Source organism: Serratia sp. CY82433, from assembly GCF_052166535.1.
GTDB classification, from domain to species: Bacteria; Pseudomonadota; Gammaproteobacteria; order Enterobacterales; family Enterobacteriaceae; genus Serratia; species Serratia sarumanii.
This window is the reverse complement of record NZ_JBJNOR010000001.1, coordinates 1798207-1813573: the sequence shown is the minus strand read 5'-3', so window position 1 is coordinate 1813573 and position 15367 is coordinate 1798207. Positions and strand designations below refer to the sequence as shown.

At 61.7% G+C, this 15367-nt stretch carries 17 protein-coding genes; 11 read left to right on the top strand and 6 right to left on the bottom strand.

Annotated features, from left to right (window positions below; all coding sequences use genetic code 11):
* Genes sapD through sapA form a run of 4 tightly spaced genes read right to left on the bottom strand, consistent with a single transcriptional unit; the run spans position 1 to position 4481 of the window.
* Entirely contained in the window at positions 1 to 993 is a 993-nt protein-coding gene (sapD, locus tag ACJ8PI_RS08845; RefSeq protein WP_004930587.1) for a putrescine export ABC transporter ATP-binding protein SapD, read from the bottom strand.
* Positions 993 to 1883 carry a putrescine export ABC transporter permease SapC gene (gene sapC, locus ACJ8PI_RS08840; RefSeq protein WP_004930580.1) on the bottom strand — a complete coding sequence of 297 codons (891 nt, stop codon included), beginning with the start codon at positions 1881 to 1883 and terminating at the stop codon, positions 993 to 995. The genes sapD and sapC overlap by 1 nt, the downstream gene beginning before the upstream one ends.
* Positions 1870 to 2835, bottom strand: coding sequence for a putrescine export ABC transporter permease SapB (gene sapB / locus ACJ8PI_RS08835; protein ID WP_004930575.1), 966 nt, complete (start codon positions 2833 to 2835; stop codon positions 1870 to 1872). Before sapB ends, sapC begins: the two co-directional genes overlap by 14 nt.
* Positions 2832 to 4481: an ABC transporter substrate-binding protein SapA gene (gene sapA / locus ACJ8PI_RS08830; protein ID WP_033648454.1), complete on the bottom strand. Its 1650-nt coding sequence runs from the start codon at positions 4479 to 4481 to the stop codon at positions 2832 to 2834. The genes sapB and sapA overlap by 4 nt, the downstream gene beginning before the upstream one ends.
* Before the next feature lie 204 nt (positions 4482 to 4685).
* On the opposite strand from sapA, the gene folE2 reads away from it, so the two are divergent.
* From folE2 to zigA, 3 genes are read left to right on the top strand one after another with little or no spacing between them, the layout of a single operon-like run.
* Complete coding sequence (gene folE2 / locus ACJ8PI_RS08825; protein WP_121535806.1) at positions 4686 to 5612, top strand: GTP cyclohydrolase FolE2; 927 nt, start codon at positions 4686 to 4688, stop codon at positions 5610 to 5612.
* The gene (locus ACJ8PI_RS08820) at positions 5602 to 6162 is read left to right on the top strand and encodes a carbonate dehydratase (RefSeq protein WP_033634689.1); all 561 of its coding nucleotides are present in this window, start codon (positions 5602 to 5604) and stop codon (positions 6160 to 6162) included. Before folE2 ends, ACJ8PI_RS08820 begins: the two co-directional genes overlap by 11 nt.
* Positions 6163 to 6172: 10 nt before the next feature.
* Positions 6173 to 7360 carry a zinc metallochaperone GTPase ZigA gene (gene zigA / locus ACJ8PI_RS08815; RefSeq protein WP_121535803.1) on the top strand — a complete coding sequence of 396 codons (1188 nt, stop codon included), beginning with the start codon at positions 6173 to 6175 and terminating at the stop codon, positions 7358 to 7360.
* Between the two features lie 47 nt (positions 7361 to 7407).
* Here the strand turns inward: zigA and ACJ8PI_RS08810 are convergent, their stop codons facing one another.
* Positions 7408 to 7641, bottom strand: coding sequence for a hypothetical protein (locus ACJ8PI_RS08810; RefSeq protein WP_164040399.1), 234 nt, complete (start codon positions 7639 to 7641; stop codon positions 7408 to 7410).
* 93 nt (positions 7642 to 7734) lie between these two features.
* Between ACJ8PI_RS08810 and ACJ8PI_RS08805 the strand changes: the two genes are divergently transcribed.
* Positions 7735 to 8694 (top strand): SDR family NAD(P)-dependent oxidoreductase, encoded by a 960-nt coding sequence (locus ACJ8PI_RS08805; protein ID WP_033653049.1) that lies wholly within the window; start codon positions 7735 to 7737, stop codon positions 8692 to 8694.
* Between the two features lie 31 nt (positions 8695 to 8725).
* Positions 8726 to 9856, top strand: a complete 1131-nt coding sequence (locus ACJ8PI_RS08800) for an MFS transporter (protein ID WP_049234348.1) — start codon at positions 8726 to 8728, stop codon at positions 9854 to 9856.
* A 157-nt stretch (positions 9857 to 10013) separates the two neighbouring features.
* Here the strand turns inward: ACJ8PI_RS08800 and pspF are convergent, their stop codons facing one another.
* Positions 10014 to 11021, bottom strand: coding sequence for a phage shock protein operon transcriptional activator (gene pspF, locus ACJ8PI_RS08795; protein WP_060430330.1), 1008 nt, complete (start codon positions 11019 to 11021; stop codon positions 10014 to 10016).
* A gap of 184 nt (positions 11022 to 11205) precedes the next feature.
* Between pspF and pspA the strand changes: the two genes are divergently transcribed.
* The 6 genes from pspA (at position 11206) to ACJ8PI_RS08765 (ending at position 15321) form a co-directional block, all read left to right on the top strand.
* The gene (pspA, locus tag ACJ8PI_RS08790) at positions 11206 to 11871 is read left to right on the top strand and encodes a phage shock protein PspA (RefSeq protein ID WP_033634686.1); all 666 of its coding nucleotides are present in this window, start codon (positions 11206 to 11208) and stop codon (positions 11869 to 11871) included.
* Between the two features lie 63 nt (positions 11872 to 11934).
* Positions 11935 to 12162, top strand: coding sequence for an envelope stress response membrane protein PspB (pspB, locus tag ACJ8PI_RS08785; RefSeq protein WP_004930553.1), 228 nt, complete (start codon positions 11935 to 11937; stop codon positions 12160 to 12162).
* The gene (pspC, locus tag ACJ8PI_RS08780; RefSeq protein WP_033643233.1) at positions 12162 to 12521 is read left to right on the top strand and encodes an envelope stress response membrane protein PspC; all 360 of its coding nucleotides are present in this window, start codon (positions 12162 to 12164) and stop codon (positions 12519 to 12521) included. Before pspB ends, pspC begins: the two co-directional genes overlap by 1 nt.
* Before the next feature lie 97 nt (positions 12522 to 12618).
* Entirely contained in the window at positions 12619 to 12885 is a 267-nt protein-coding gene (gene pspD / locus ACJ8PI_RS08775) for a phage shock protein PspD (RefSeq protein ID WP_031299672.1), read from the top strand.
* Positions 12866 to 14263 (top strand): YcjX family protein, encoded by a 1398-nt coding sequence (locus ACJ8PI_RS08770; protein ID WP_033653054.1) that lies wholly within the window; start codon positions 12866 to 12868, stop codon positions 14261 to 14263. Before pspD ends, ACJ8PI_RS08770 begins: the two co-directional genes overlap by 20 nt.
* Entirely contained in the window at positions 14260 to 15321 is a 1062-nt protein-coding gene (locus tag ACJ8PI_RS08765; RefSeq protein ID WP_004930545.1) for a YcjF family protein, read from the top strand. Before ACJ8PI_RS08770 ends, ACJ8PI_RS08765 begins: the two co-directional genes overlap by 4 nt.
* Positions 15322 to 15367: the final 46 nt, after the last annotated feature.

Here is a 15367-nt window from a genome sequence, read left to right as displayed (position 1 = left end):
TTATTGCTCCTCCATGTTCAGCGGGAAGTGGCAGGCGAAGAAGTGGTTTTTGACCGGGCGCAGGCGCGGCGTTTCGATGCACTTCTTCTGCGCGTAAGGGCAGCGCGGCCCCAGACGGCAGCCGATCGGCAGGTGTTCCAGCGAAGGAATGGCGCCCGGCAGCGTGTTCAACCGGCTCTTGTGCGGCAGCGAGCGGCCAAAATCCGGCATGGCGCGGATCAGCGCCTGGGTGTAAGGGTGGTGCGGTGCCGCCAGCAGCTCTTCGCACTGGGCGCTTTCCACCGTTTGCCCGCAGTACAGCACGTTCACCCGGTCGGCCCATTTACTCATCATCTGCAAATCATGGCTGATCAGCAGGATGGTGGTGTTGTTGTTCTGATTGAGGCGCGCCAACAGGCGGAAAATCTGCGCCTGGGTGGTCGGCTCCATGGCGTTGGTTGGCTCATCGGCGATCAGCAGGCGCGGCTGGTTGGCCAGCGCGATGGCGATCATCACTTTCTGACACTCGCCTTCGGTCAGCTCGTACGGGAAGCTGCCCATGATGTCGTCGTGATCCTTGATGCCGACGCGGTGCAGCAATTCGATGGCGCGGCGTTTGCGCCAGTTGAAGCGCTGCCACCAGTGGCCTTTATAAGTCCAGCCCGGGATCGCCTGCGCCAGCTGGCGGCCGATGCTCTCGGAAGGATCGAGACAGGACTGCGGCTCCTGGAAAATCATCGAGACGTTGTGGCCCACCAGCCTGCGCCGCTCGCGCGGGCTCAGCTGCAGCAGATCGATGTCGTCGAAGCGGAAACGGTCGGCGGTGACGCGCCAGTTGTCTTTGGTTACGCCGCAGATGGCCTTGGCGATCAGGCTCTTGCCGGAGCCCGATTCACCCACCAGGCCGCGCACCTCGCCCTCGGTCAGCGTCATGCTGACGCGATCGACCGCCTTGACCGGCCCTTCGGCGGTCATAAATTCAATCGTCAGATTGCGGATATCGAGTAACGGCATTATTCCACCCCGGCATTGATTGCGCGGCGCATACCGTCGCCTAACAGGTTAACCAGCAGCACGCTGACGAGGATGGCCGCGCCGGGCAGCATCACCGTCCAGGGGGCGACGTACACCAGCTCGAGCGAATCGCCAAGCATCGCTCCCCATTCCGGCGAAGGCAGCTGCGCGCCGAGATCGAGGAAGCCGAGTGCGGCGATGTCCAAAATGGCCATCGACAACGCGCGGGTGAACTCGGTCACCAGCACCGCGGCGATGTTCGGCATGACGGCGTACCACAGGATCTGCAGCGTGGAAGCGCCGTCGAGCCGCGCCGCCACCACGTACTCTTTCTCCAGCTCGTCGTGCACCGCGCTGTAGATGGTGCGCACCATGCGCGGCAGCAAGGCGAGCCACACCGCCAGCATGGCGTGTTCAAGTTTGGGGCCGATAAACGCCACCACCACGATCGCCAGCAGCAGCGAGGGAATGGACAGCAGGGTATCGAGGATGTGGTTGAGCACCGCCGAGCGCAGCCCGTGGGTGACGCCGGCGAACACGCCGAGGATCACTCCGCAGAACGCCGCGGCCAGCGTCACCGCCAGCGCCGAGCCGAAGGTGGCGGCAGTGCCGGTCAACAGGCGGCTGAGGATGTCGCGCCCGAGATCGTCGGTGCCGAGAAAGAACGACACGTTGCCGTAGCGTGACCAGGACGGCGGCAGCAGCTGATAGCCGAGGAACTGCTGATCCAGCGCGTAGGGCGCCAGCAGGCTGCCGAACAGCGACAGCAGCAGCAGGGCGATCACGCCGTAAAAACCGATCATCGCCAGCGCGTCGCCGTAGAAAATCCGCCAGGTGTAGCGCAGCGGGCTCGGCATTTTTTTCTCGCGGTATACGTTATCGAAGGGCATACCATTCCTTATGTTTCAGCGGGTTGGTTGCCGCACCCAGAATATCGGCCAGGACGTTAATGGTGATCACCAGCGTGCCGACCACCATGACGCCGGCGGAGATCGCCGCATAGTCCTGCTGGCGAATGGCGTTGATCAGCCAGCGGCCGAGGCCCGGCCAGCTGAACACCACTTCGGTGATCATCGCCAGCGTGAGCATGGTGGAGAACTGCAGCCCCAGCTTGGGCACGATCGGCGGCAGCGCGTTGTGCAACACGTGGCGGCGAATGATGGTGAAGCGCGACAGGCCGCGGGTGGCGGCGGCCTTGATGTAGTTTTGGCTCAGCACGTCGTCGGTGCTGATGCGCATCAGGCGCACCACTTCGGTGGTGGGCGCCACCGCCAGCGCGGCGATCGGCAGGATCATGTGGCGCAGGGCGCTGCCGATCATCTCGGCGCGGTACGGCGAGTCCGACAGCCAGGCGTCGATCAGCGCGAAACCGGTGATCGGCTTCACCTGATAAAGCAGGTCGAAACGGCCGGATACCGGCAGCCAGCCCAGATGCAGCGAGAAGAACAGCATCAGCAGCAGCGCCAGCCAGAACACCGGCATCGAAAAGCCCAGCAGCGCGAAGGTGCTGATGGCGGTGTCCTGCCACTTGCCGCGCAGCACGCCGGCGATGATGCCCAGCGGAATGCCGATAAACAGCGCCAGGGCGAAGGCCAGCAGGCACAGTTCCATGGTGGCCGGGAACACTTCACGCAGCTGTTCGCTGATCGCCTGGCCGTTGATGCTGGAGACGCCGAAGTCCCAGTGCAGCAGGCTGACGAAGTAGAACTGATAGGCGTCCAGCAGGGCGGCACCGTTCAGCGGCGCGCGCGGCGTGAAATAGCTCAGGCTGAAGCTGACCAGCGTCAGGAAGAACAGCGTGATCAGCAGCAGCAGAATGCGGCGCAGGGTAAAGATAATCACTTTTTCACCTCCGGCGCGGATTCACGGTACACCCCGGCGAACGAGGCGTTGCCGAACGGGCTCAGCACCAATCCCTTGATGTCGTAGCGGTAGGCCTGCAGCCGCAGGGAAGAGGCCAGCGGCAGCACCGGCAATTGCTGCTCGAGGATCTTCTGCGCCTTGCGGTAGTTGTCGATGCGCTGAGACAGCTGCTGCGACAGCAGCGCGTTCTGCAGCACCTCGTCGAAGCCCGGGTCACACCAGTGAGCATAGTTGGTTTGCGAACGGATTGCCGCGCAGCTCAGCAGCGGCCGGAAGAAGCTGTCCGGGTCGTTGCTGTCGGTGGCCCAGCCGGTCAGGGTCAGATCGTGGTTCATCTCCATCAGGCGCGCCTCCTGGAAGCGGCCTTCCACCGGCACAATGGTGACGTTGATGCCCACCTGGCCGAGATCGGCCTGGATCAGTTCGGCGGTCTTCAGCGGGCTCGGGTTGTAAGACTGCGAGGCGGTCGGCACCCACAGCTTCAGGTTCAGCTGGCCGACGCCGGCCTGCCGCAGCATTTCGCGCGATTTGGCCGGATCGTACTCGGTGACGTGCGCGTCGTTGTCGTAGGCCCAGGAGGCGCGAGGCAGGATCGAGGCGGCGGTTTCCGCCGTGCCGTAATAGATCGATTGCATCAACCGCTGGTTGTTGATCGCCAGCGAGATCGCCTGGCGCACGTTGAGGTTGTCGAGCGGCGGCTTGCGGGTGTTGAACGCCAGATAGGCGATGTTCATCCCCGGGCGCAGCGTCAGGCGCAGGCGCGGATCGTCGCGCAGGATAGACAGCTGGCTCGCCGCCGGATAGGCCAGCACGTCGCACTCGCCGGTCAGCAGTTTGGAGAGGCGGCCGGTGCCGCCGGCGCCCAGATCGATCACCACCTGCGGCATGCGCGGCAGGCCTTTCCAGTAGGCGGCGTTGCGCGCCAGGCGAATATATTGCCCCGAGCGGTATTCGTTGAGCAGGAACGGGCCACTGCCGACCGGTTCACGGTCGATCAGCTCCTGATGGCCTTCGCGCGTCAGCGTGTCGGCGTACTCGGCGGACAGCACCGGCGCGTAGTGGGTCGCCAGGTGCCACAGGAATGAGGCGTCCGGCGACTGCAGGCGGATCTCCACCGTGTAGTCGTCGAGCTTTCTCACGCTCTGCACCGAATCGCCGAACTGCAGGCTGTCGAAATAGGGGTATTCGCCGCCGTTGACGTCGTGATACGGGTGTTTTTGGTCAAATACGCGCGCGAAGCTGAACACCACGTCGTCGGCGTTCATCTTGCGGGTGGGCGTGAACCAGGCGGTGGTCTGGAACGGCACGTCCTTGCGCAGATGGAAGCGGTAGGTGGCGCCGTTGTCCAGCACTTCCCAGCTTTGCGCCAGCTCGGGGATCAGCCGGTAGGTGTAGGGATCGACATCCAGCAGGCGATCGTACAGCTGGGCGGCCAGGGTATCCACCGTCAGGCCGCTGCTGGCCATTTGCGGGTTGAAGGTATTCAGTATGCCGCTGACGCAATAGACAAAGCCGCTCTGGCGAATGTCCGGCAGCGGCGCCGCGGCGGGCGCGGGCGGTGTTGTTGTGGCCAGGGCGGAGCCGGTAAAGCACAACGACACTATCCAAAGGGGTAAACCACGCATAGAGGCTCATGGGTTAATCAGCAATAGCGTTAGTGTATCGCACTCTGACCGGCAGCCCAATCCATTGAGCAAAATCGCTGAGTTTTCTGCGACTTGATTAATCAGGTCGTTCGCGATCGTGAAAAAAATCTTATTTGATATGTTATAACATAACAAAATCATGATACCGTTCCCCGGCAAAGTCACAATAACGCAAGGGGATGTATGAACGAAGTTGCACTTCCACCACGCCGTTCGCTGCCGGACGCTCAGGCATGGCGCGGCGAAATGAGTGATGTCGGGCTCGATTGGGTCGGGATGCAAGGGATCGCGCTGCCGCTGGAGCTGGCCGGCAAGCCACTGATGGCCAAGGTCGACGCCGGCATCAACCTGCGCGCCGAAGCGGCGGGCGAACGCGGCATTCACATGTCGCGGCTGTATCTGGCGCTGGACGAATTGACGCAGGGCGAGCTGACGCCGCAGCGCCTCGGCCGAACGCTGCAGGCCTTTCTGGATTCGCAGCCGGAACACAGCGATCGCGCCAGCCTGACGCTCAGCGGCGAGCTGCTGCTGTCGCGCCCGGCGTTGCTGTCGCCGCAGCGCGGCTGGAAGGCTTACCCGCTGCGCATCGAGGCCACCCTGACGAACAGGCTGACGCTGGCGCTGACCGTCGGCGTGCCTTACTCCTCGACCTGCCCGAGTTCGGCGGCGCTCAGCCGTCAGTTGGCGCAGCAACAGTTTCAGTTTGATTTTGAACAGGCGGCGGAGCGGATCAGCCAACGGCAGGTGAGCGAGTGGCTGTTGGAGCAGGGAATGCCGGCCACCCCTCACAGCCAGCGCAGCTGGGCCTGGGTCACCGTGACGCCCGAGAATGAACGGGCGTTCGAACCGGTGAAATTGATCGACCGCATCGAACACGCGCTGGGCACGCCGGTACAAACGCTGGTGAAACGCCGCGACGAGCAGGCCTTCGCGCTGGCCAACGGGCAGAACCTGATGTTTTGCGAAGATGCGGCGCGCCGTCTGTATCGCATGCTGCGCAGCCAGTGCGATTACCACGCCTTCTCGCTGCGTGTCGAGCATCAGGAGAGCCTGCATGCCCACAATGCGGTGGCTGAGCTGAGCTGGCGGGGAGAAAATCATGCTGCGTAAAAATCCCAGCGGCCACCTGCCGCAGGTCTCGCCGCTGGCCTACATCGATCCCACCGCCATTATTTGCGGCCGGGTGATCGTCGAAGATTTCGTTTACGTCGGCCCGTATGCGGTGATCCGCGCCGACGAGTTGAACGCCGCCGGCGACATGGAACCGATCGTCATCGGCTCGCACTCCAATATTCAGGACGGCGTGGTGATCCACTCCAAGAGCGGGGCGGCGGTCATCATTGGCCGTTACAGCTCGATCGCCCACCGCGCCATTGTCCACGGCCCATGTCGCATCGACGATCGGGTGTTTATCGGTTTCAACAGCGTGCTGTTCAACTGCCACATCCAGTCCGGCTGCGTGGTGCGATACAACGCGGTGGTGGACGGCGTGACGCTGCCGGAAAACCGCTATATCCCCTCGACCGAGCGCGTAGGGCCGGACAGCGACCTGTCGCGCTATCGCCAGGTCGATCGCGGCGCGCTGCAGTTTTCGGAAGAAGTGGCCGCCACCAACGTCGAGCTGGTGCGCGGCTATCAGGCATTACGCAATGAATTTTAATGAGGCTCCCATGAAACAACTTCCTGTGACCGTGCTTTCCGGCTTTCTCGGCGCCGGCAAGACCACGGTGCTGAACCACATCCTGAACAACCGGCAGGGCATGCGCGTGGCGGTGATCGTCAACGACATGAGCGAAGTGAACATCGACGCCGCGCTGGTGGAAAATGCCGTGCATCTCGATCGCCAGGAAGAGAAGCTGGTGGAGATGAGCAACGGCTGCATTTGCTGCACGCTGCGCGAAGACCTGCTGGTATCGGTGCGTGAGCTGGCGCAGGACGGGCGTTTCGATTACCTGCTGATCGAATCGAGCGGCATCTCCGAGCCGCTGCCGGTGGCGGAAACCTTTACCTTCGAGGACGAAAAGGGCGAAAGCCTGTCGCAGTTCGCCCGGCTGGATACTCTGGTGACGGTGGTCGACGGGGTGAATTTCATCCAGCAGTACCAGCGGGCGCAAAGCCTGCAGGAGGCCGGCCAAAGCCTGGGCGAGGACGATCTGCGCAGCGTGGCGGATCTGTTGATTGAGCAAATTGAATTTTGCGACGTGATGCTGGTCAGCAAGACCGATCTGTTGACGCCAGCCCAGCAGGGCGAAGTGATGGCGCTGTTGGCCAGCCTGAACCCCGATGCCCGCATTGTGCCGATCGCGCCGGGTAAGCTGCCGCTGGAGGCGGTGCTGAATACCGGCAGCTTCAGCTTTGAAAAGGCGCAGCAGGCGCCCGGCTGGCTGAAAGAGCTGCGCGGCGAACACGTGCCGGAAACGGAAAACTACGGCATCAGTAGCTTCGTCTATCAGGCGCGGCGGCCGTTTGCGCCGGACAAGTTTTACCGCGTGATCAACGGCGACTGGGGCGGCGGCAAGCTGCTGCGCTCGAAAGGCTTTTTCTGGCTGGCGACGCGGCCGCGGCAGGCCGGGCAGTGGAGCCAGGCCGGCGGCATCGCCCACTACGGCCTGGCGGGCACCTTTTGGCGCGCCATCCCGCAAGATAATTGGCCGCAGGATCCCGAAGCGCGGGCGCACATTCAGGAAAAATGGGTGGAGCCGTTCGGCGACATGCGTCAGGAGCTGGTGTTTATCGGCCAGCATCTGCAGCAGGCGGCGATCGTGCGTTTGCTGGACGAATGCCTGCTGAGCGACGATGAAATGGCCGCTGGCGTGGACTACTGGCTGGACATGGCTGACCCGTTCCCTGAGTGGTAATTGCGCAATCTTCGTGTGGAAATGAGAAAAATTCTCAACAAAGTGCTTTACAGACGATACTGATAACTATTATCATCGCCTGGCAGTTCACGGAAGGCCACAGTTTGCGGCTCTGATGTGGAAGGCACGACATTGCTCACATTGCTTCCAGTGTTTTTTAAGCCAGCTCGGGTGCTGGCTTTTTTTTTGCCTGCCTCAGACCGGAAACCTCGCCAGGCAAACAGCATATCCGCACTCTGCTGTTCAACCTGGACGATCTCGACAGAAGTTCGGGCTTTCATACATTCACAGTCCCGCGACGGAATTTCATACTCCTCCTCATCGACGCGCCGGCTGCGTTTGGCCTGCCACTGTTAACCGCGAGGAGAAAGCCTGTGATTATCCAACAAACCCCCATCAACTCAGGATTCGGGCCCAAAACGACCGCCGGCGAGGTGCTAACGGGCCTGGATCTGTCAGGCACTCAGGCCATCGTCACCGGTGGTCATTCAGGTCTCGGTCTGGAGACGACGCTGGCGCTGGCCGACGCCGGCGCACGGGTCATCGTCGCTTGCCGGGCACCGGCGGCAGCCAAAGAGGTGTTAGGGCAGAGCGCCGGCGTCGAGATCGCCGAACTCGATCTCGCCGATTTAAACAGCGTGCGCCGATTCGCCGCAGACTTTACCGCATCGAGCCTACGGGCGGATATTGTCATCAACAACGCCGGAGTGATGGCATGCCCGGAGGCGCGGGTGGGGCGCGGTTGGGAAAGGCAGTTCGCCACCAACCATCTCGGCCACTATGCGCTGACCAATTTGCTGTGGCCGGCCATTGCCGATGGCGGGCGGGTGGTCAGCGTTTCCTCCGCCGGGCATCACCATTCGGCGATCCGCTGGGAAGATGTGCAGTTCGAACGCGGTTACGACAAGTGGCTGGCGTACGGTCAGTCGAAGACGGCGAATGCCCTGTTTGCCGTCCGGTTGGATCTTCTTGGCCGCTCGCGGGGGATCCGCGCATTTAGCCTGCATCCTGGCAGCATCGCCACGCCGCTGCAGCGGCACATATCGAGAGAAGAGATGATAGCCCTAGGCTGGATGGACGAAGACGGCAATCCGGCCGATCCCGACGCCCTTAAAACGCCTCAGCAGGGGGCCGCGACTCAGGTGTGGGCCGCCACCTCACCGCAGTTGCAGGGTTTGGGAGGACTTTACTGTGAGGATGGCGATATTGCCGGTATCGCCGCACACGACAGTCAGGCGCTGGTCGGCGTGAAGGAATACGCGATCGATCCGGAACAGGCGCAGCGTCTGTGGGCGCTTTCGGCGTCGCTGACCGGTGTCGATGCCTTCGCCTGAGCAGGCCGCTAATCGGATAAGAGGAGCGTCCATGATGTCGATGATGAAAGAAAAAAACCTGGCGATATCCAGCATGTTTTTCATGCTGGGGTTGTGTTTCGGCAGTTTGAGCTCAAGGATGGCGACGATCAAGGGAGGGCTCGCGTTGTCTGACGGCGTATTCGGCAGCGTACTGTTCGCCATGTCGGCCGGGGTGGTCTTGTCGCTGCCGATATCGGGATGGGCGATCGCCAAACTCGGCAGCAGGATGGTCGGCGTCGCGGCCATTCTGATCAACGCCATGCTTTTGCTTCTGGTGCCCTTTGCCGCGACGGTCCCTCAATTGGCGGCGTTGCTGTTTTTCTCCGGGTTCGCTTACAGCGCGGTCAATGTCTCTAACAACATGCAGGCCAGTATCGCCGAGGCGGTCAGCGGTAAAACGCGGCTGCCGTTCTTTCACGGTATATGGGGCGTGGCCGGGTTCGTCGGCGCAGGGATCGGGGCGCTAATGATCGGTCGGGATGTCGCCTTGCCGCTGCACTTTACTGGCATAGCGGCGGTGGCTCTGGTGTCCGCCTTGCTGTGTCGGCGGGCATTGTTCGACAAACCGGAGTTGGAACAGACCGGGCGCGCTTTCGCCATCCCGGACCGCTCGCTGTTCAACTATGGCCTGATCGTTTTCTGCTCGATGGCTTGTGAGGGCATCATGTATGACTGGAGCGTCGTTTATTTTCAGAATGTCGTCTCGGTCGATCGAAAATACATCGGCCTGGGTTTTACGGTATTTATGGCGGCCATGACGATCGGTCGGCTCATGTTGAACCGGTTCGTTGATCGGATCGGAGTGAGAAGAACGTTGCAGTGGGGCGGAATGCTGGCGTTCACCGGCATGACGCTAACGACCTGGTTGCCGGGGTTGGTGACATCGATAATCGGTTTTTTCCTGGTTGGGCTTGGCATTTGCGTCATTATTCCGCTGGTTGCGGGGGCGGCCGCAAGGTCTTCTTCCATGGCGCCAAGCGCCGCCATCGCGGCGGTGTTGACCATCGGCTTTCTGGGCACGCTGATCGGGCCGCCGTTAATCGGGTTCTTATCCGAAACTGTCGGTCTGCGCTATGCCTTTCTGGTCTGCGTCGCGTTGTCGCTCGGCGTCATTTATCGGGCAGGGAAAATACCGCAGTGATCTTGCAAGAAGGTGATTCATCGGCGGGAAAATCCCGCGCAGTGAAGTGACCGTCGGGAAAGGCCGACATCTCCAGGCGGCCGTCCTCAGGCCACATCTCCCAACCTGGGGCTAATAGCTGACGGCCGGGAAAGACCGGCACCCAATCCCTGCGTTACTAATCCTCGTCTTGCTCGCCGTTTTGCAGCAGCGCATGTTTTTTCAGCATGCCGCGCAGCTGATGATAGGTGAGCCCCAGCAGCTGAGCCGCCTTGCGCTGATTGAAACGCCCCTGCTGCAGCGCCGCTTCGATCAATACCTTCTCCTGCTCCAGCTGCCAGTTTTTCAAATCCAGCGGCAGCGCCGGTAACGCGCCGACGCCTTCAGGAGCGGGCGCGACCGGCGCCGCCTCACGCGGCGCAAACGGGTTGATGATGATTTCGTCAAGCGGGCTGTCGCTGTCGCCGTGACGATAGACTGAACGTTCGACCACGTTTTTCAGTTCACGCACGTTGCCCGGCCAGCCATATTCGAGCAACGTTTGCCTGGCGCGTTCGGTAAAGCCGGGAAACAGCGGCAGCGCCAGTTCGCGGCACATTTGAATGGCGAAATGCTCGGCCAGCAGCATGATATCGGGCCGACGTTGGCGCAGCGGCGGCAGCTGCACCACGTCGAACGCCAGCCGATCCAGCAGATCGGCGCGGAATTTGCCCGCCGCCGCCAGCGCCGGCAGATCGTCGTTGGTGGCGCACACCAGGCGCACATCCACCCGCAGCGGCTGGCTGCCGCCCACGCGCTCCAACTGGCCGTATTCGATCACCCGCAGCAGCTTCTCCTGCACCAGCATCGGCGCGGTCGCCAGCTCATCGAGAAACAGCGTGCCGCCGTCGGCGCGCTCGAAGCGCCCCAGATGGCGCTTTTGGGCGCCGGTAAAGGCGCCGGCCTCGTGGCCGAACAGTTCGGAATCCAGCAGGTTTTCATTCAGCGCCGCGCAGTTGAGCGAGATGAACGGCCCTTGCCAGCGGTTGGAAAGGTAGTGCAGGCGGTGGGCGATCAGCTCCTTGCCGGTACCGCGCTCGCCGATCACCAGCACCGGTTTGTTCAGCTTTGCCACCTGGGAGACTTGCTCCAATACGTCGACAAAGGCGTTTGCCTCGCCCAACAAATTCTCTGGCTGCTCGTTCATGATGAAATTCGCCAATGTTTGGTGAAAATAATCACTCTACAGCAAGCACGCAGAGAGTCAAAAAATAATATCCATTATTTATCAATGATATAAAAGTTGGCACGGGTTTTGATTATATCTTCAGGCAAGCTGTACGACTTAACGCGGCGCTTCAGACGCCATCAGAACCAAGAGGAAGTGAATTATGGGTATTTTTTCTCGTTTTGCCGACATCGTGAACGCCAACATCAACACCCTGCTGGACAAGGCGGAAGATCCGCAGAAGCTGGTGCGGTTGATGATCCAAGAGATGGAAGACACGCTGGTTGAAGTTCGCTCTACGTCGGCGCGTGCGCTGGCGGAGAAAAAGCAGCTGCTGCGTCGCATTGAGCAGGGCGAAAGCCAGGTAGGCGACTGGCAGGAAAAAGCTGAACTGGCGCTGCGCAAAGATAAAGAAGATTTGGCCCGTGCGGCGCTGATCGAAAAACAAAAGGTGGCCGATCTGATCGCCACGCTGACGCAAGAAGTGGCGACCGTAGAAGAAACGCTGGCGCGCATGAAGAGCGAAATCGGCGAGCTGGAAAACAAGCTGACCGAAACCCGTGCGCGGCAGCAGGCGTTGGCGCTGCGTCATCAGGCCGCGTCCTCCTCCCGTGAAGTGCGCCGCCAGCTCGACAGCGGCAAGCTGGATGAAGCGATGGCGCGTTTCGAACAGTTCGAGCGCCGCATCGACCATATGGAAGCCGAGGCGGAAAGCATCAGCATCGGTAAAAAGAAGTCGCTGGACCAAGAGTTTGCTGAGCTGAAAGCCGACGACGCCATCAGTGAGCAGCTGGCGGCGCTGAAAGCCAAGATGAACCGCTCAGAGTAAGGCGAACCGCGGCCACACGTCGGAGGTGGCCGCCTATCCAGGACCCGATAAGAAGGAATAACAATGAGTGCTTTATTACTTGCCATTCCGCTGACAATTTTCGTGCTGTTTGTCGCGCCGATTTGGCTTTGGCTGCATTACAGCAATCGGCAACAGACCGGCATCCAGCTGAGTCAGCAAGAAATGCAGCGCCTGGCGCAGCTGGCGGAAGACGCCAAACGCATGCGTGAACGCATTCAGGCGCTGGAAGAGATCCTTGATGCGGAACACCCGAACTGGAGACAGTCCTGATGAGCATGACGCTGGGCAGTAAAAAGCTTTATCGCGTTCCCGAAGAAGGCATGGTGAAAGGCGTCTGCGCCGGGTTGGCCCACTATTTCGACGTGCCGGTGCGCCTGATCCGCGTGATGGTGGTGCTGTCGCTGTTCTTCGGGCTGTTTTTCTTCACGCTGGTGGCCTATATCGCGCTGGTGTTCGTGTTGGACGAAGCGCCGGCCAGCCGTTTCGAAGGCGAGCATCAGAAGACGCCGCGCCAGCTGCTCGATCAGCTGGAATATGAGTTGGGCAGCGGCGAGCAGCAGCTGCGTCAGGTCGAGCGCTACGTAACGTCCGATACCTTCGGCGTACAGAGCCGTTTCCGCAAGCTGTAACCCTTCTTGCGATGCCCGGCCTGCGCAGGCCGGGCATCTTCGCCGCCGTTATCCCGTTGAATGTGAAATTAATCGTCTTGTGCCGGAGGGCATTGTCATGAATAAAATCGATGTTGCGAACACCGCCAGAACGGGTGGATTTAAACGAGGAGCGGCGGCAATGTTGAAGACATTGGCTAAAGTCATCATCATAGCGTTATTGAACTATGGCCCGGCGGGCGCCGCCGGCTGGCTGTTGAAGACCGTCGGCCGCAAACCGGTGCGCTTCGTGCTGGCGCTGGTGCTGGAACCGCTGTTCCGTAAAGGCCTGAACAAGGCATTCGGGCGTTACGTCAAGGAGAGCAATGAAACGACTGCAAAATGAGTTAACCTCGCTGGTCAACCGCGGAATGGATCGCCATCTGCGCCTGGCGGTGACCGGCCTGAGCCGCAGCGGCAAAACCGCCTTTATCACCGCCTTCGTCAACCAACTGCTGCATGTGCACAGCGGCGCGCGCATGCCGCTGTTTTCACCGGCGCGCGAAGAGCGCCTGCTGGGTGTCAAACGCATCCCGCAGCGCGATCTCGGCATCCAGCGTTTCACCTATGACGAAGGGCTGGCGCAGCTTTACGGTACACCGCCGGCCTGGCCGACGCCGACGCGCGGCGTCAGCGAAATCCGTCTGGCGCTGCGCTACCGCTCCAACGACTCGCTGCTGCGCCACTTCAAAGACACCTCCACGCTGTACCTGGAGATCGTCGATTATCCCGGTGAATGGCTGCTGGATCTGCCGATGCTCGAGCAGGATTACCTGGCCTGGTCGCGCCAGATGGCCGGGCTGCTGCAGGGCGAACGCGCAGAATGGGCCAAACCCTGGCTTGAGCTGTGCAAGGCCTGCGATCCGCTGGCCCCGGCCGACGAAAACCGCCTGGCGGCGATCGCCCAGGCCTACACCGATTATCTGCTGCGCTGCAAAAGCGAAGGGCTGCACTTCATTCAGCCGGGCCGTTTCGTGCTGCCGGGCGACATGGCCGGCGCGCCGGCGCTGCAGTTTTTCCCGTGGCCCGACGTGGCCGCGATCGGCGAATCGAAGCTGGCGCAGGCCGACAAACATACCAACATCGGCATGTTGCGCGCTCGCTTCAACTACTATTGCCAGTCGATCGTCAAAAACTTCTACAAAGAACATTTCGTCCGTTTCGATCGGCAAATCGTGCTGGTCGACTGCCTGCAGCCGCTCAACAGCGGCCCGCAGGCGTTCAACGACATGCGTCTGGCGTTGACCCAACTGATGCAGAGCTTCCATTACGGCAAGCGCACGCTGTTTCGCCGCTTATTTTCGCCGACCATCGACAAACTGATGTTCGCCGCCACCAAGGCGGATCATATCACCGCCGATCAGCACGCCAATCTGGTGTCGTTGCTGCAACAGCTGGTGCAGGAGGCGTGGCAGAACGCGGCGTTCGAGGGCATCAGCATGGATTGCGTCGGCCTGGCCTCGGTGCAGGCGACCGAGAGCGGCATCGTCGATCATCAGGGGCAACGCATTCCGGCGCTGAAGGGCAATCGCCTCGGTGACGGCGCGCCGCTGACGGTGTTCCCCGGCGAAGTGCCCGCGCGCCTGCCGGGGCCGGCGTTCTGGCAGAGCCAGGGGTTCCACTTCGATGAATTTCGTCCGCGCGCCATGAGCGTGGACAGCCCGTTGCCGCACATCCGTCTGGATGCGGTGATGGAGTTTTTATTGGGAGATAAATTGCGATGAGCGAGCCGATCAAACCGCGTATCGATTTTGACGAGCCGCTGCAGCCGCCGCAGGAGCCGGCGTTGCGCGCCGGCGTCGCGTTCGATGCCGAACAGGCGGAAAGCTTTTTCCCGGCTGCGCCGGAGCTGCAGCAGGAAGAGGAAGAAGGGCGCGCCGAAGGCATCATTAACGCCGCGCTGAAACCGAAACGCAGCCTATGGCGCAAAATGGTCACCGCCGGCCTGGCGCTGTTCGGCGTCAGCGTGGTGGCACAGGGCGTGCAGTGGGTGCATACCGCTTGGGTGCAGCAGGACTGGATCGCCATGGGCGGCGGCGTGGCCGGCGGCCTGATCGTGTTCGCCGGCGTCGGTTCGGTGGTCACCGAGTGGCGGCGTTTGTATCGGCTGCGCCAGCGCGCGGAAGAGCGCGACGTGGCGCGCGAGCTGTTGCACAGCCACGGGCTGGGCCAGGGGCGCGAATTCTGCGAGAAGCTGGCGCGTCAGGCCGGGCTGGATCAGGGGCATCCGGCGCTGCAGCGCTGGCAGGCCTCGTTGCATGAAACGCAAAACGATCGTGAAGTGGTGGAGCTGTACGCCAAACTGGTGCAGCCGGTGCTCGACAACCAGGCGCGGCGCGAAATCAGCCGCTCCGCCGCCGAATCGACGCTGATGATCGCCGTCAGCCCGTTGGCGCTGGTGGATATGGCGTTTATCGCCTGGCGCAACATCCGTTTGATCAACCGCATCGCCGCGCTGTACGGCATCGAGCTGGGCTACTTCAGCCGCATTCGTCTGTTCCGGCTGGTGCTGTTGAACATCGCCTTCGCCGGCGCTTCCGAGCTGGTGCGCGAAGTGGGCATGGACTGGATGTCGCAGGATCTGGCGGCGCGGCTGTCGGCGCGCGCGGCGCAGGGCATCGGCGCCGGCTTGTTGACCGCGCGGCTGGGCATCAAGGCGATGGAACTGTGCCGCCCGCTGCCGTGGCTGGAAGGGGAAAAGCCGAAGCTTGGCGATTTCCGCAGCCAGCTGATCGGCCAGTTGAAAGACACGCTGAAAAAGAGCGACGGCAAGGCCAAATAATCCCGCACGGCGCTTTCAGGAGCGCCGCTTTCTCAATGGCGCCGAC

What these genes read in the sequence shown, in the direction of transcription:
- pspB (WP_004930553.1), top strand. Translation starts at nt 11,935, where the DNA reads ATGAGTGCTTTATTACTTGCCATTCCGCTGACAATTTTCGTGCTGTTT.
- ACJ8PI_RS08820 (WP_033634689.1), top strand. Translation starts at nt 5,602, where the DNA reads ATGCTGCGTAAAAATCCCAGCGGCCACCTGCCGCAGGTCTCGCCGCTG.
- ACJ8PI_RS08770 (WP_033653054.1), top strand. Translation starts at nt 12,866, where the DNA reads ATGAAACGACTGCAAAATGAGTTAACCTCGCTGGTCAACCGCGGAATG.
- pspC (WP_033643233.1), top strand. Translation starts at nt 12,162, where the DNA reads ATGAGCATGACGCTGGGCAGTAAAAAGCTTTATCGCGTTCCCGAAGAA.
- sapC (WP_004930580.1), bottom strand. Translation starts at nt 1,883, where the DNA reads ATGCCCTTCGATAACGTATACCGCGAGAAAAAAATGCCGAGCCCGCTG.
- pspF (WP_060430330.1), bottom strand. Translation starts at nt 11,021, where the DNA reads ATGAACGAGCAGCCAGAGAATTTGTTGGGCGAGGCAAACGCCTTTGTC.
- ACJ8PI_RS08810 (WP_164040399.1), bottom strand. Translation starts at nt 7,641, where the DNA reads ATGAAAGCCCGAACTTCTGTCGAGATCGTCCAGGTTGAACAGCAGAGT.
- pspD (WP_031299672.1), top strand. Translation starts at nt 12,619, where the DNA reads ATGAATAAAATCGATGTTGCGAACACCGCCAGAACGGGTGGATTTAAA.
- sapD (WP_004930587.1), bottom strand. Translation starts at nt 993, where the DNA reads ATGCCGTTACTCGATATCCGCAATCTGACGATTGAATTTATGACCGCC.
- zigA (WP_121535803.1), top strand. Translation starts at nt 6,173, where the DNA reads ATGAAACAACTTCCTGTGACCGTGCTTTCCGGCTTTCTCGGCGCCGGC.
- folE2 (WP_121535806.1), top strand. Translation starts at nt 4,686, where the DNA reads ATGAACGAAGTTGCACTTCCACCACGCCGTTCGCTGCCGGACGCTCAG.
- sapA (WP_033648454.1), bottom strand. Translation starts at nt 4,481, where the DNA reads ATGCGTGGTTTACCCCTTTGGATAGTGTCGTTGTGCTTTACCGGCTCC.
- pspA (WP_033634686.1), top strand. Translation starts at nt 11,206, where the DNA reads ATGGGTATTTTTTCTCGTTTTGCCGACATCGTGAACGCCAACATCAAC.
- ACJ8PI_RS08800 (WP_049234348.1), top strand. Translation starts at nt 8,726, where the DNA reads ATGATGTCGATGATGAAAGAAAAAAACCTGGCGATATCCAGCATGTTT.
- ACJ8PI_RS08765 (WP_004930545.1), top strand. Translation starts at nt 14,260, where the DNA reads ATGAGCGAGCCGATCAAACCGCGTATCGATTTTGACGAGCCGCTGCAG.